The following is a 14616-nucleotide window of genomic DNA, read 5'->3' as shown; positions in this document are numbered from 1 at the left end:
CCGGCCCGGACGCGGTCGGCGAGGGCTCAGTACACGTCGCGTACGTAGCGCCTGCTCGTGGCCAGGTGTTTGACGTAGACGACGGCCTCGTCGTCACTGAGGCCGCCGTGGACGGTGGCGATCTCGCGGAGAGTCTGGTCGACGTCCTTGGCCATCCGGCTGGCGTCGCCGCAGACGTACAGGTGGGCGCCGTCCTGGAGCCAGGACCAGAGCTGGACGCCGTGCTCGCGCATGCGGTCCTGGACGTAGACCTTGGCGCGCTGGTCGCGGGAGAAAGCCAGGTCCAGCCGGGTCAGCAGCCCGTCGCGGTAAGACGCGTCGAGCTCGTCGCGGTAGTAGAAGTCGGTGGAACGGCGCTGCTCGCCGAAGAAAAGCCAGTTGCGGCCGGAGTGGCCCAGTGCCCGGCGCTCGTCCAGGAAGCCGAGAAAGGGCGCGACGCCCGTACCCGGGCCGATCATTATCATCGAGGCCGCCGGATCCGCCGGGGGACGGAAGTGCCTGGTGCGCTGGACGAAGACGGGCACGGGAGTGTGCTCGGGGCTGTCGGCCAGGAAGGACGAGCACACCCCCCTGCGCGCCGTACCGCGCGGGTTGTCGAAGCGGACGACCGAGACCGTCAGGCTCACCCGGTGGGGATCGACCAGCGGGCTGGAGGAGATGGAGTACAGGCGCGGCCGCAGGCGTTTGAGGACGCCCGCCCACTCCTGGGCCGTGGCCCGGACGGGGAGTTCGCCGACCACGTCGACGGCCTGGCGGCCCCAGGTCCACTTGGCCAGTTCGCCCCCGTTGCCCGAGCGCAGGAACCGGGTGAGATCGCGGTCGCGGGTACGGTCGGCGACGAACCTGAGCAGACCAGAAGTGATCTTGGTGATCTCCAGGTGACCCCGCAGGGCCTCGCCGAACGGGACGGAGCCGAGGCCGGGGATCTCGACGGTGTCGGCAAAGTCGAGGCCGGTCACGGCCAGCCATTCGGCGACCAGGTCGGCACTGTTGACCGGCATTACCCCGAGCGCGTCACCGGCCTGGTAGGTCAGCTCGCCGCCGGTGTCGAAGGTGAACTGCCGCACCTCCTTGGCCGATCCGGGCAGACTGAGCAGCCGGTTACCGGTCAGCGGGGCGCTGAACCGCGCTGCCCTGCCGGAGCCCGCCGACGGCTCGGGCCCCGAGGACACCGGCCCAAGACCCGAGGGGACCGATCCGGGGTCCGAGGGGGCCGAAACAGGGCTTGAGAGCGTCGGCCCGGATCCCGCGCGTGTCGGCTCGGACTCCGAGCCCGCCGACTCGGGCTCTGGACGCGCCGACTCAGGTTCTGGACGCGTCGATGACGGGACGGGAGACACGGGAGACTCGGCGAGGGCGGTGAGCAACCGCTCAAGCCAGCCGAGGGCCCGTGAATGGTCGTCGGGCTCGCAGTCCACGCGGGGTGCCAGGCGTTGGGCGCCCAGCTCCTCAAGGCGCTGGTCGAGCCGTCGCCCATGGCCGCAGAAGTCGTCGTAGCTGGAGTCGCCGAAGGCGAGTACGGCATAGCGCACGCCGTCGAGCCGGGGGGCACCGGACCCGATGAGGGCATCCCAGAATCCGACGCCGTTGTCGGGTGCCTCTCCGTCGCCGAAGGTGCTGGAGATGACGAGCAGGTCCGCACCACGGGGAATGCTGTCCGGGGCGCAGTCGGCCATGCTGATCAGCCGGGGGGCTCGCCCCGCGCCGGTCAGCCGGTCGGCGCTGGCGGCGGCGAACTCCTCTGCGTTCCCGGTCTGGGAGGCCCACAGGACAACGATGTCGCGCGCCGGCGACACCGGATCGCCGATCGCCCGCTGAGGTGGCGGCGCGAGGGCTCGGGAGAACATCCCGGCCAGCACCCCGTTGATCCACAGGGCGTGGGCGGGGTCGACGGGAGCCTGCTCCGGCAGGACCGGCACGGCCGTACCGGCGGACACCGTGCCGTCAAGAGCGGACCCCGTACCGTCGAGAGCGGACGCCGGGCCTTCGAGGGCGGAGGCCGGGCCGTCGAGCACGGACGCCGCACTGTCGAGGGCGGACAGGAAACCGGCCATGTAGCGGCGCTCGTGGTCGGCGAGCACCGGCGGCGTCAGGTCGGCCACCCCGAGCAGGCCGGCCAGCGCGGCGATCCGGGCGTGCCGGGTGGCCTCCGGGGCCGTTCCGGCGTACTCCGGAACCACGGGGAACGCCGGGGACGCTGGGGACGCTGGGGACGCTGGGGACGCGGAGAGCTCGGGGAACGCGGTCGTCCGGGTGGGCCCGGAAACCGTGGGGGACCCCGCCGTCCAGGCCTGCTCCGGAGCCGCAGGGAACGCCTCGGAGACGACCCTGGTGAGGGAGACCGCGCACACCTTGAACTCGGGCTGGAAGGAGATGGGGTCGACGGCGTCACTGGTGACCGCGTTGACGCTGAGGTACTCGCCGAACAGGTCGTTCCAGTGGAACGGCGCGAAGCAGTTGCCCGGCATGACCCGGTCGCTCAGCCGGGCGGGCAGCACGGCCCTGCCGCGCCGGGAGGCGATCTCCACCAGGTCGCCCTCGCCGATCCCGTGCTCGGCGGCGTCCTGCGGGTGGATCTCGACGAAGGGCCCGGGGTTGAGCTTGTTGAGCTTGGCGACCCTCCCCGTCTTGGTCAGGGTGTGCCACTGGTGCTGCAGTCGGCCGGTGTTGAGAACGAAAGGGTAGGCGTCGTCGGGCAGTTCGGCGGGGGGCAGGTGCGGGCGGGGGAAGAAGGCGGCCCGGCCGCTCGCGGTGGCGAAGGCGAGGCGCGGGCGGCTGCCGTCGGACCGGGTGAGCGGCGCCTGGCTGACGCCGTCGTTGAGGTAGCGGACGGGATTGCGGTCACCGCCGCCCGGCGGGCTCGGCCACTGGACGGGGGTCTCGCGCAGCCGCTCGTAGGTGACGCCCCGCAGGTCGTAGCCGGTCTTGGGATTCCAGGTTCGCTTGATCTCCTCGAACACCTCCTCCGCGTCGGCGTACGAGAAGGCGTCCTCGAAGCCCATCTCACAGGCGACGCGGGCGATGATCCGCCAGTCGGGCAGCGCCTGTCCCGGTGGTTCCACGGCCTGCCGGAGCAGGGTGAGGTTCCGCTCGGAGTTGACCATCACGCCTTCGGTCTCGGCCCACATGGCCGCGGGCAGGACCACGTCGGCGTAGGCGTTGGTCTCGGTGGCGGCGAAGACGTCCTGGGTGACGACGAACTCGGCGGCCTCCAGGCCCTCGATGACGGTCCTGCGGTTGGCGACGCTGGCGACCGGGTTGGTGCAGATGATCCAGCACGCCTTGATCTCGCCCTCGGCCATGCGCGAGAACATCTCGACGGTCCCCTGGCCTACCTCGGTGCGCAGGGTGCCGGGCGGCAGGCCCCACAACTCCTCGGTGAAGTGCCGGTCCTCCTCCACCAGCACCGAGCGCTGGCCGGGCAGTCCGGGTCCCATGTAGCCCATCTCGCGCCCGCCCATGGCGTTGGGCTGGCCGGTCAGGGAGAACGGGCCGCTGCCGGGGCGGCAGATCGCTCCGGTGGCCAGGTGCAGGTTGCACAGCGCGTTGGTGTTCCAGGTGCCGTGCGTGCTCTGGTTGAGCCCCATCGTCCAGCAGCTCATCCACTCCCCCGCCGCGCCGATCCACTCGGCCGCCCGGCGCAGGTCGTCCTCGGGGATGCCGGTGAGGGCCGCGACCGTCTCGGGAGGGTAGTCCCGCAGGAAGTCCGGCATCGCCTCCCAGCCGTCGGTGTACCGCTCGACGAACTCGTGGTCGACGTGGCCGCCCTCGACCAGCAGGTGCAGCAGCCCGTTGAGCAGGGCCAGGTCGGTGCCCGGCCTGATCTGCAGGAACAGGTCGGCCTTGTCGGCGGTGGCGGTACGGCGGGGATCGACCACGATGAGCCTGGCACCGGCCTTGACCCGGTCCATCATCCGCAGGAACAGGATCGGGTGGCAGTCGGCCATGTTCGCGCCGATCACGAAGAACAGGTCGGCGTGGTCGAAGTCCTGGTAGGAGCCGGGCGGGCCGTCCGAGCCCAGCGACAGCTTGTAGCCGCTGCCCGCGCTGGCCATGCACAGCCGGGAGTTGGACTCGATCTGGTTGGTGCCGACGAAACCCTTGGCGAGCTTGTTGGCCAGATACTGCGCCTCCAGCGTCATCTGGCCGGACACGTAGAACGACAGCGCGTCCGGCCCGTGCTCGTCCAGGATCCGCCGCAGCCTGCGGGCGGTCTCGCTGATCACCGCGTCCACGTCGGTCGGCACGGGCTCGGCACCCCGGTCCGGCCTGACCAGCCCGCTTTCGAGGCGGCCGGGGGCGGCGAGCATGTCCGCGGTGGTGGCTCCCTTGGTGCACAGCCGACCGGCGTTGGCCGGGTGGCTCCGGTCACCGGAGGCCTTGACGACCCTGCGCCGCCCGTCCACCTCCAGCACGATCCCGCAGCCGACACCACAGTACGAGCAGACCGTCTTCACTCTCTCCGCCGCCGTCATAGGTCCCTTCTCCCTGAGTAGGGGCCCGTGACGCCCTCCGCCGAACAGCGGGAACGCCAAAGCCGCATCGGGCGGTGCCAACGACGGAAACATAAGAAACAGGCGTTACGTAGACGTCACAAATGTCCGCGCCCGGCTGTTACATCCGCATCACCGCCGATCTCCCCCGGCCACGCGCGGGTACCTTCGCCGTAAACCCGTGCATCGGCGAGCCCATCGATCGGCGCGAAAACCGGGCGGAGCGTCCACGGTTCGGCTTCCCCGCTTCGCGAACGTCAGGAGTCCTTCGGCCCGTCATACGGGAGCCGGAACCAGACCGCTCCACCCGCCTCGGCGTGATCTCATCTATCTGGAGAACATGTCCAGCGGCCTGTACCTGGAGGACGCCCTGGACGTCCGGCGGTACGTCTCGGTGTTCGACTACCTCAGGGCAGCGGCCCTCAGCCCCGCCGACACGGCGACTATGCTGATGAACGCGCCGAACAACCTGGCGTGAGTGTCCAGCCGAAGGGGCGCGGGATGTCCAACCCGGTAGACCTGACCACCGCCACGTGGCGCAAGAGCTCGCTCAGCGGAGCCAACGGCGACTGCGTGGAGGTCGCGGACCTGGGCGACGTCGTGGCCGTCCGCGATTCCAAGAACCCCGGCGGCCCCGGACTCGTCTTCACCCGCGCCACCTGGTCGGCCTTCGTCGCGGGCCTCAAAAGCGACGCGTAGCTCCCCGGCGGGGCCGGCTCCGGACCGGAACCCGGCCCCGCGCCGCCGAGCGATGAGCCCATCCCCTGACCAAGCCGCCGCCTGCCCCTCCGCACACGGGAAGGCGGCCTCGGCTCATTCTCACGATCACCGGGAGCCCTTCTCCAGCGGCCGGAACCGCAGCCTGACAAGATCGACGCGGCAGAGCCGCTTGCCGGCGGGTGGCGCTACACCGTCCGGGACGGCCAGAGCTGCATCCGGTAGAGATCGGCCTCGACGATACCGGCCGGAAAGTCGGGCTCCCCGGTGTTGACCAGGAGCCTGGTCAACACCCGAGCCGACCAGGTGCTGTCCTGCTCACCCGTGTCGAACTCCAGGTACTCGTCGTCCGACGCGTACGGGTCCCCGTAGTCCTCGGCGATGCCGATCAGGCCGGTGCGCAGGTGGAGGCGGCCTTCCCACATGCGTTCCCAGGAGGGGAGCAGGTCGGGCTCGGCGTCCCAGACCTCGTAGCGGACGTGGATCGGACCGCCCCGGGAAAGCTCGTTCCCGGGGTGGACCACGCTGGTGATGCTGACGCCGTTGGGCCCCGCCCCGATTCTGGGGAGCGTATGCCTCATGCCGTCGCCCGGCGAGGGGCTGCCCATGGGAACGCCGTCCTTCATCTCGGTGATGAGGAAGCCGGAGCCCGACCAGATACGCAGGCTGTCGAGGGCGCTCGCGCGAAGGACCGCCATGGGAGCCCCGCCTTCCGGTGATGGGAGAAGGGCCCCGGCGCGTTCCGCGGTGGCACGCGCCGGGGCCTTTCGGTTAGTCGATTCGGCTAGTTGAGGAGCTTGACCCAGAACTTATCGCTTCGGGTCACCCGGTTGTTCGCGTACCAGAAGCCGAGAGCGCGTCCATGGAAACTGTTCACCTTCGCATCCACGAGGCGGATGGAGTAGTTGTTCTTCGGATTGGCGTTTTCGGCGCTCTGCTCGGTGCTGGCGAACGGGTACTCGTCGCACGACTTGCCCACCCGCTCGGCCTTGGTGTACTCGTTCTCGCACGCCTTGTGGACGATGCCGTGGCTGCCCGCGGGAGTGGTGTTGTACTTGGCCCTTGTCAGCGGATGTTCCTTGTCGCCCCAGGCGCCCGCGAACTTCTTCGTGCTGGGATCCAGGTCGTAATAGGTCTTCCTGCCCGGCTTACTGAGCCCCGGGGACTGCAAAGCGCTTTTGACGTGACGGTATATTTCCGCGATCGAGGTGTAGCGATCCTCTCTCGCGTTGTATGTCTGATCGCTCTCAGCCATGGCCAGCGTGAGCCCGCCGCGCAAAATCACACACCCTCCGTTGGGGTACGACTTCTTGAAGAGCGGCGAGGTGTCGCAACGTATGCCGCGCGCCTTACCCACCGAGAACTTCAGCTCCTCGCTTCCATCGGGCATGGGGAACTTGACGCCGAACATGTTGGTCTCCGTGCACGATCCCTCCTTGTCCACTCCCGTCATCTCGGTCGACCTGAAACCTCCGGTGATGTGCCAGTCATCGGGGGCCGCCGCCTGCCACGCGCTGACCCGGTGCCAATACTTCAACCCCTCGTCGGACTGGCTGGCGAGGCAGGTTCCCATGTTGCGGTCCCCGACGGGGAAGATGTAGCGGGAGAGCATAATGGGAGCGTTCGCGAGTGTTCCCGTGGCCGACCTGATGACCATGTGCTCCTGGGTCTTGAACTCGCGGTTGTTCTGGTTCGTGGTGATCCGCCAGTAGGAGTGAGCGAGCACTTCTCCGGCCTTCTCCCCGTTCAGCCATTGCGTGGCGCGGAACGGAATACGCCGGCAGTAGTCGAACCTGTTCCGCTTGTACTCGGTGATCTTGTCGGGATTGGTGTTCGCCGTCTGCTGCTTGCAGTCGGCCAGCGTCATCCGGGAGGCGTTCGCCCTCTGCTCCGGAAAGATCTGGCGAATCTCGACCGGGTCGCTGGCCTGCGCCTGAGCTTGAGCCGACGTCGCGGTCGCGCGCTTCTCCGACCCGGCCTTCACGGGGTTGGCCGAGGCAGGCTTGGCGGAGGCGGGCTTGGCAGACACGTCGACGGTCAGCGGCTGCCAGGCCGACCATGGGCCGGGCGTACCGGCGATGATCGTACGTGCCCGCCAGCGGACGCGCGTGCCGTCGTCCAGTTTGCCGGCCGGGATCCGCACGGTCTTCCTCGGCTCGGCCGACGCCGCGCTCGTGCCCGACCAGATCGTCCTGCCCGCCTTCGACAGCCTGGCGGGCGGTGCGGCGACCTCGAACTCCGCCGAGGAGGCCCCTGCCTTCCCGGTCACCCAGGCCGCCAGTTCCGGATTCCGCGTGGCGGTCAGCGCGCTGCCCCGGGACACGACGGTGCCCTCCGACACGAGTTTGCCGATCGCCGACTTCGCCACCGGTGCCGTCCTGAGCGTCCGCGCGGAGGCCGCCGCGCCGGTCGCCGTCGGGACCGGGGCGTTCATGTCGGCCTGGATCTGCGCCGCGGTCTGCGCCACGTTGTAGACGCGGACCTCGTCGATGAGACCGTCGAAGTAGTCGCCCCAGACGGAGTGGCCGCCGATGTAGAGCGGGCTTCCGTCACTGATGAGAACATCGGTAAGTGGTGCTGACGTCACCGCGACGCCGTTCACCCAGAGACGGGCGCGAGTGCCGTCGTAGGTAAGGGCTACGTGGCTCCAGGTGCCGGTCGGCAGGGAATTGGTCCCGGTAGATACCGCTTCGTCCGACTCGGTGGCCAGGTATCCGGTCGGGGGGCCGTCCTCGCTGGAGGCGTACAGGCCGTAGGACTCGTATTCGCCATTGCCCCAGTCCTGCATGACGACGGTGCGCCAGTTGTCGACCGTGTCGGGCTTCACCCAGGCCGACACGGTCATGTCGTCCGCCAGTCGCAGGGAGGGGGCGCCGTTGACGGTGATCCAACTGGATTCGCCGTCGAACGCCATCGCCCTGCCGTACTTCCCGGCGGTCGTCCGGGTGGTGTCAAGGGCGGTGCCGGTGTTGCCGTGGCCGGAGGAGTCGGCGACGGTGCTGCCGACGGCCTCTTCCATGCCGTACGCCGCGACCAGCCCCGGAACAGGCGGGTCAGGGTCCGGATCGGGGTCCGGATCGGGGTCCGGGTCCGGGTCGGGGGGTGTGGAACCGTTGATCGGGGTGTTCATGTCGGCCTGGATCTGCGCCTCGGTCCGCGCCTCGTTGTAGATCCGGACCTCGTCGATGTCCCCTTCGAAGAGCTCATTGCTCCACACGTTGTTGCCGCCGATGCGCAGCGGAGCGCCCTCGTCGTCCAGCGCGCCGCTCGCGGGCGCCTCACCCGACAGAGCGCCGTTGACGTACAACCGCGCGTTCGCGCCGTCGTACGTCACCGCGACGTGGCTCCAGGCGTGGATCGGCAACGCCGACGATCCACTGACCTGATTCACCGTGCCGTCCAGTTGCAGCCACCCCGACGGGCCGCTGCCGTTGGAGGCGTACAGCCCGTACGAGGCGCCCTGCGACCCGGGAGCCAGTTCCTTCATCACCACCGTGCGCCAGGAGGTGACCGTCTCCGGCCGCACCCACGCCGACAGCGTCATCGCCGAGCCCAGCCGCAACGACGCCGAATCCTGCACCGTCACCCAGCTGGTCAAGCCGTCGAACTCCGCCGCCTGGCCGAACTTGCCGTCCGTCCACGAGATGTCACGGCCGGTACCGACGTTGCCCTTGCCCGACGCGTCACCCACCGTCGAACCCGTACCCTCGTCGAACCCGTAGGCCGCCACCAAACTGGGGACCGGTGGGGCCTGAGCGGTGGCGCCGAGAGCCTTGAGCTCGTCCGCGTACAGCGTGACGGCGCCCGGGACGATCAGCTTGAGCTGGGCCGTCACCGCTTCAGCCGGCGGGAACTCCTCGATCGATACCTCGGTCCAGGTGTCGCGCGGCAGCGTCTTCGACACCGGTGACGAACCCGCCGAGGAGCCGTCCGCCTTGAACCAGTCGAGCCCGTACTGCACCTCCGCGTCGGCACCGACGGGGAAGAACCAGCCGGTGGCCGCGTGCAGGCGGTCCGCGACGACCGGGAGGCCGGCCTCGGAGCGGACAACGCCCTGCGCGCCCGCGACGATTTTCGCCGATGCCGTGCCCTCGTGCGCGCGGTCCGTCGAACGCTGCAGGGTGCCGTCGGCGACCGTCCACGGGGCGGACTCGGTCTCGAAGAAGGGGTTGGCGTTCAGCAGGCGGTCGGGGGGCCTCGGCACCGGTACGGGGTTCCCCGGGGGCACCTCGCCGGGGAAGTCCGCCCCCTCCCCGGGGTTGTCGACCGTCTCCAGGAGATCCTCGTCGGAGATCCCCTCGGGAATGTAGGCGCCGTCGACGAGTTTGGCGTCCATCGAAACACCGTCCGCGAGGGACTCCTCGATGGCCTGCTCCGGGGTCAGTTCCTGGGGCGGGGGGAGATCGTCGTAGACGTTACCCGCGTCCACCCATGCCTTGTCCTCCTCGTACGAAGCCGTCGGAGCGTCCTGCTCGTCGGAGTACGTGCGTACCACCATCAGGTCCTGGGGCGGTACCTCGTACTTGACGAAGAGGTGCGGGGGGTGGCCGTCGAAGTCGGTGTAGTTGGCCGAGCGGAACTCGCGCCAGTTGACGACGTTGCCCTCCTGCAAGGCGCCGACCCGGAGGCCGTAGTTGGGCTGACCCGCGGCCCAGTCCCGGACGATGCCCTCGATGGTGTAGTACACGTCTCGCGAGGTCAGGTTGCCGGAGCAGTGGTCGCCGACGGCGCTGCCCTTGACGCCCTGGCCGCTGGTGGTCACCGTGGGCTGGTTGCTCCAGCTCAGCGAGTTGACCGACCAGTTGCTGGTGATGCGGCGCACCACAATGTCGCCCTTGGCGTCGCCGCAGGCGTGGGAGCGGTAGTTCCACGGCCGCAGGTCGGCGTTGATGATCGTCCGCCCCATGAAGGGGGTGCCGGTCAGGTCGAAGCGCAGGTAGCTGCGCCAGACGGTGCTCGGGTCGTTGGTGGGGCCGTTGGAGATGGCGTTGCCGCCGTTGCCCACCAGCAGCTTGAACATGCTCTGGTTGGGGCCGCCGGTGTTCCAGGTCTTGTTGTTGATGAACGTGTCGTCGGGGTAACCCGGGCCGTACCAGTCCGACTCGTCCGCCGCCAGGGTGACCGGGTAGACGACCCGCGGATCGGCCAGGAAGCCCGCGTCCGGCGACAGCACCAGCGCCGGTCCGTCCTGCTTCCGCTCCACGGCGGTCCTCGCCGTGCCGACGCGGCCGGAGCCGGGGTCCTTGGCCGCCGTCGCGTCCAGCATCCGTACCGTGGCCAGCTCGGTGACCGGCTTGTCGCCGTCCAGCACGGCCGCCGTCCCGGAGGAGGTCCTGCCGTAGCTCATCCCGGCGGGCAGGTCGGCGGAGATCGGCAGCGTCAGCTGCCCGCCGGGCCGTTCCCGGATCACGATCTCCCGGTGGAACCCCGTGGGGGTCACGGTGACCACCAGGTCGACGCCGCGACCGTAGGCGGACTCGTACACCGCCCTGTTGCCCGACAGCTTCGGAGCGGGCAGTTCACCCGGCGCGGTGATCTCCACCTCGCCGGCCTTGCCCTTCTTCGTCCCCAGGGACTCGCCCTTGGCGGTCAACAGCGTGGTGTTCCCGCCGTTGGACAGGCTGATGTCCAGCTTGACCGCACGCGGCTTGACCACGCCGTTCTCCACGACCAGGGTCGTGTCGATCGCCCGCCAGGCGCCGTCCCGTTTGACGCGGACGGGTTGGCTGTAGACGTAGGTACCCAGCGTCCCGCCGCCGGGATTGGCGACCGTGGTCGAGTTCTCGGTGTGGAGACTCTCGATTTCGATCTGCTTGTTCTCCCGTTCCGCCTTCTGCGTGGCAGCCCGCACAGGATCGGAGGCGGTGGACGGCGTCAAAGGTGAAGGGGCGGGAGTAGGGGCGGGATCGGCAGCGGCGGGTACGGCCGCCAGTATGGATGCGGACAGCCCGAGAATAGCTATCAGGGATGTACGGCGGCGACTGCGGGATAAGGCACCAAGTCTCAGTCGGCGTGTGTTCACTCCGGCCTTCCATGATCGATTCGATCGAACCAGGCGATCTTCACATAAGGCCGACGTGAAAGTAAAGATTGGTTTCAGGAAAGAACCATCACTGCGAAAGGCGTGTGCAACCGCTGATTCCCAGCGGTTGCACACCGAGCCATTTCCGCCCTGACGGCCCTGGTCGGCGAGGCTTCACGCATGGCGATGGCGGAGGAGAGGAGGCTCCCGACAAGGCAGCGGTCGACCAAGATCCGATGTCCCGGCCAGGAGACTCGTCACTGTCGTACCGTGCCTCGATTCCACTGTCCAACCACGCGTTGATCCGCCTGGCCAAGCTCATCCGCACATGCGATCCTGGTGCCGCAATTCATCGGAGAGGGCCGTTGCCCAAGACGAAAAGGGCTCACTCAACGGGGTTTTTTTCGACCTTCGGCCTGCCGCCCTCATAAATATCCAACGGCCTCGTAAATACAGTGTGCGCAGATATCGATCATCACAATGGACTGTAAACAGAGGCCTATCTAAGAATTTCCCCGCGAGAACCTTTGACGGACCATCGGCGGCCGGCCTGGAATGGCCTTAGTCGAACGCCGCCCGTTCCACTGGGACCCCGCCGCACACGCCCGTTGACGCGGGCGGCGGGGAACCGGCGGCTCAGGTGACCAGGTCGGCGACCAGTTCCAGCTGTTTCAGGCGGAGGCGGAGCGTCGGGGTGACCAGGCCGACGACGAGGGAGGTCGCGCCCGCCTCACGGTAGGCGGCGACCCGTTCGCGGAGCTTCCCTGACGGCCCGCACATCGTCATCGCGTCGACCCGGACGACGAACCCGCTCCTCGACCAGGCCGCCGCCAGTCCTCCGAGCACGAAAAGTCGTTCTCCGGCACCCACAGGTTTCCCTCCGGCGGGTCGAAGACAGAGAACGAGAGGTCCGATAACCGCAAGCACCGAGCCTGCGTACCGGGGACGCTGGGATCATGAACACGACGGAGAAGACAGGGAAGCAGGCGGGCGGGCGGTCACGGGATGACGCCTGGGCGGTGATGGAGCGGTTCTACGCCGCCGAGGCCGCGTACGTGACCGCAGGTGGGTTCGGCAAGGCCGACTATGGCGAGGTCGCCGCCTACCTGGATCCCGAGGTCGTGCTGCACCAGGCCCCGGGGCTGCCGTTCACGGGGACGGGGACCTGGCGGGGGCATGACGGCATGGAGCGGTTCCTGGCCGCGTTCAGCGAGGTCTGGGAGTCGATGGAGTTCCTGGAGCAGGAACACTGGGGTGACGGCGACACCGTCGTGGTGCGGAACCGGGTGCGTTTCCGTGCCCGCGCCACCGGCAGGGAGGTCGACACCCTGATCCTGCAGCTGATCACCGTCAGGGACGGGCGCATGCTTGAATGCCGCCCGTTCTACTGGGACCCCACCGCCGTCGCCCAAGCCTGCTGACGCGGCGGCGGGGAACCCGGCAGGTCAGGTGACCAGGTCGGCGACCAGTTCCAGTTGTTCCAGGCGGAGGCGGAGGGTCGGGGTGACCAGGCCGACGACGAGGGAGGTCGCGCCCGCCTCACGGTAGGCGGCGACCCGTTCGCGGAGTTTGCCCGGTGGCCCGCACATCGTCATCGCGTCGACCAGGCCGTCCGGGAGCAGCGACATCGCCTCGCCCTGCCGTCCGCCCAGGAACGCCTCCTGGATCGCCTCGGCCTCCTTCTCGAAGCCGAGGGAGCGGGCCAGGCGGTTGTAGAAGTTGGTACGGCGCGAGCCCATGCCGCCCAGATAGAGGGCGAGCATGGGCCGCATCATGTCGAAGGCCAGTTCCTCGTCCTCGTCGACGAGGGTGAGAATCATCGGGGCGACGTCGAAGCCGTCCAGGGTGCGGCCCGCCCGCGCCGCTCCGGCGCGCAGCTGGGCCGTGCGCTCCGCCAGGTGCTCGGGCGGGAAGTGGATCGCGAGCCAGCCGTCGGCCAGCTCCCCGGCGAGCGCGGTGGTCTCCGGGCCCATCGCGCCGAGATAGACGGGGAGGTGCTTCTGGACCGGGGAGACGCCCAGGGACAGTTCCTTGCCCTGCCCGCCGGGGAGCGGCAGCGTCATGGTCTCGCCCGAATAGCTCACCGGGCGGCCTTCCAGGGCCAGCCGCAGCACCGACAGGTAGTCGCGGGCGCGGGCCATCGGCCAGTCGAAGCGCTCCCCGTGCCAGCCCTCCACGACCTGGGGCCCCGACACGCCCACGCCCAGCCGGGCCCGGCCGCCGGAGATCTGGTCGATCGTGGCGGCCGTCATCGCCGCCACCACGGGCTTGCGGCCCGACATCTGCAGCACGCCGGTACCGAGCGCGATCCGCTCGGTCTGACCAGCGATCCACGCCATCAGGCTCGCCGGGTCGGTGCCGTACGTCTCGGCGGCCCACACCGACTCGTAGCCCAGCCGCTCGGCCTCGCGGACCAGGGTGAGGTGGTCGGCGGGACCGAGCCCGGCACCGCCCCAGTAGCTCATGCTGTAACCGAGACGCATCCGATCTCCTCTGCGATGACGGTGGCGAGCAGGTCCGGGGTCTCCTCGGCCAGCCAGTGTGAGGCGTCGAGCTCGCGCATCGACGGCCGCCGGACGCTCTGCCTGCGCCAGCCGAGCAGGCCGCCGCGCGACATGGAGCCGTCGCGGCTGCCGTACAGGACGGTGACGGGCACGGGCAGCGGCGGCCCCTGCCGGTGCCGGTATCGGGCGAGCATCCCGAAGTCGGCGCGGAGGGCGGGTTCGAGGATCGGCCTGAGCACCTCGCGCTCGGCCACCTCCGCCGGTACGCCGCCGAGCTCGATCAGCTGGTCCCAGAACAGCCACGACGGCAGGGACGGCAGCCTGCGCAGCAGGAGCGTGACGTCCGGCGCGGCGAAGGACCCCACCAGGAGCCGTTCCGGCCACCGGCCGGCCCCGGACGAGGAACCCGATCCGGCGAACTCCGGTGACGGGCCTCCGGCGGGCCCGGCGGGTGCGGGCGAGGGCGCCGATCCGGCGGACGCCGGGAGCCCGGTCCCGGCCGGTCCGGAGGCGGGGGCGAGTTCGGTCAGACGGCGGCAGACCAGGTAGGCCAGCAGCGCGCCGCTGCAGTAGCCGAACAGCGCGTACGGCTCGCGGGCGGTCGCCAGCAGGTCGCGGGCCAGGACGTCGACGAGCGCGTCGAGGTCCTCGATCGGCGGCTCGGCCAGCCTGGCCTGGCGGCCGGGGAGGTTCACCGACCACACGTCGACCTCGTCGGGGAACCGCTCGGCCAGGTCGACGAGCGAGGCGGGGCCGCTGCCCGCGTTGGGGAAGGTGTACAGGCGGATCCGGCCCCCCGGCCGCTCCCCCACCGGTACGAACCACGGCGCGGTCATCTGGGTCCCTCCAGTGTGAGGACGTCGTATCCGGGCCCCGGGAA

The 14616-nt window shown here is 69.5% G+C and carries 9 protein-coding genes; 3 read left to right on the top strand and 6 right to left on the bottom strand.

What is annotated here, in order from left to right:
• Positions 1–26: 26 nt before the first annotated feature.
• Entirely contained in the window at positions 27–4475 is a 4449-nt protein-coding gene (locus OG587_RS22315; protein ID WP_329093266.1) for a bifunctional nitrate reductase/sulfite reductase flavoprotein subunit alpha, read from the bottom strand.
• Positions 4476–4674: 199 nt separating this feature from the next.
• Between OG587_RS22315 and OG587_RS22310 the strand changes: the two genes are divergently transcribed.
• On the top strand, positions 4675–4971 hold the full coding sequence (locus OG587_RS22310) for a Scr1 family TA system antitoxin-like transcriptional regulator (protein WP_329093265.1): 297 nt from the start codon (positions 4675–4677) through the stop codon (positions 4969–4971).
• Between the two features lie 23 nt (positions 4972–4994).
• Entirely contained in the window at positions 4995–5192 is a 198-nt protein-coding gene (locus tag OG587_RS22305) for a DUF397 domain-containing protein (protein WP_329093264.1), read from the top strand.
• A 206-nt stretch (positions 5193–5398) separates the two neighbouring features.
• Here the strand turns inward: OG587_RS22305 and OG587_RS22300 are convergent, their stop codons facing one another.
• From OG587_RS22300 to OG587_RS22290, 3 genes are all read right to left on the bottom strand, one after another.
• Positions 5399–5908 carry a hypothetical protein gene (locus OG587_RS22300; RefSeq protein WP_329093263.1) on the bottom strand — a complete coding sequence of 170 codons (510 nt, stop codon included), beginning with the start codon at positions 5906–5908 and terminating at the stop codon, positions 5399–5401.
• 86 nt (positions 5909–5994) lie between these two features.
• Positions 5995–11061: a LamG-like jellyroll fold domain-containing protein gene (locus tag OG587_RS22295; RefSeq protein WP_329093262.1), complete on the bottom strand. Its 5067-nt coding sequence runs from the start codon at positions 11059–11061 to the stop codon at positions 5995–5997.
• Positions 11062–11868: 807 nt separating this feature from the next.
• The gene (locus tag OG587_RS22290) at positions 11869–12078 is read right to left on the bottom strand and encodes a hypothetical protein (RefSeq protein WP_329093261.1); all 210 of its coding nucleotides are present in this window, start codon (positions 12076–12078) and stop codon (positions 11869–11871) included.
• Positions 12079–12188: 110 nt separating this feature from the next.
• Between OG587_RS22290 and OG587_RS22285 the strand changes: the two genes are divergently transcribed.
• Positions 12189–12653: a nuclear transport factor 2 family protein gene (locus tag OG587_RS22285; protein WP_329093260.1), complete on the top strand. Its 465-nt coding sequence runs from the start codon at positions 12189–12191 to the stop codon at positions 12651–12653.
• A 24-nt stretch (positions 12654–12677) separates the two neighbouring features.
• On the opposite strand, the gene OG587_RS22280 is transcribed toward OG587_RS22285, so the two are convergent.
• Complete coding sequence (locus OG587_RS22280; RefSeq protein ID WP_329093259.1) at positions 12678–13715, bottom strand: LLM class F420-dependent oxidoreductase; 1038 nt, start codon at positions 13713–13715, stop codon at positions 12678–12680.
• Positions 13694–14572 (bottom strand): thioesterase II family protein, encoded by an 879-nt coding sequence (locus OG587_RS22275; protein ID WP_329093258.1) that lies wholly within the window; start codon positions 14570–14572, stop codon positions 13694–13696. Before OG587_RS22275 ends, OG587_RS22280 begins: the two co-directional genes overlap by 22 nt.
• Positions 14573–14616 lie beyond the last annotated feature (44 nt).

It is taken from the genome of Streptosporangium sp. NBC_01469, from assembly GCF_036227305.1.
GTDB lineage: Bacteria > Actinomycetota > Actinomycetes > Streptosporangiales > Streptosporangiaceae > Streptosporangium.
Note: the sequence above shows the minus strand (reverse complement) of the source record. Positions and strands in the feature narration are given on the sequence as shown.

Excerpts from the sequence above, each read along its gene's own strand:
- OG587_RS22280 (WP_329093259.1), bottom strand. The coding sequence starts at position 13,715 with ATGCGTCTCGGTTACAGCATGAGCTACTGGGGCGGTGCCGGGCTCGGT.
- OG587_RS22285 (WP_329093260.1), top strand. The coding sequence starts at position 12,189 with ATGAACACGACGGAGAAGACAGGGAAGCAGGCGGGCGGGCGGTCACGG.
- OG587_RS22305 (WP_329093264.1), top strand. The coding sequence starts at position 4,995 with ATGTCCAACCCGGTAGACCTGACCACCGCCACGTGGCGCAAGAGCTCG.
- OG587_RS22315 (WP_329093266.1), bottom strand. The coding sequence starts at position 4,475 with ATGACGGCGGCGGAGAGAGTGAAGACGGTCTGCTCGTACTGTGGTGTC.
- OG587_RS22300 (WP_329093263.1), bottom strand. The coding sequence starts at position 5,908 with ATGGCGGTCCTTCGCGCGAGCGCCCTCGACAGCCTGCGTATCTGGTCG.
- OG587_RS22275 (WP_329093258.1), bottom strand. The coding sequence starts at position 14,572 with ATGACCGCGCCGTGGTTCGTACCGGTGGGGGAGCGGCCGGGGGGCCGG.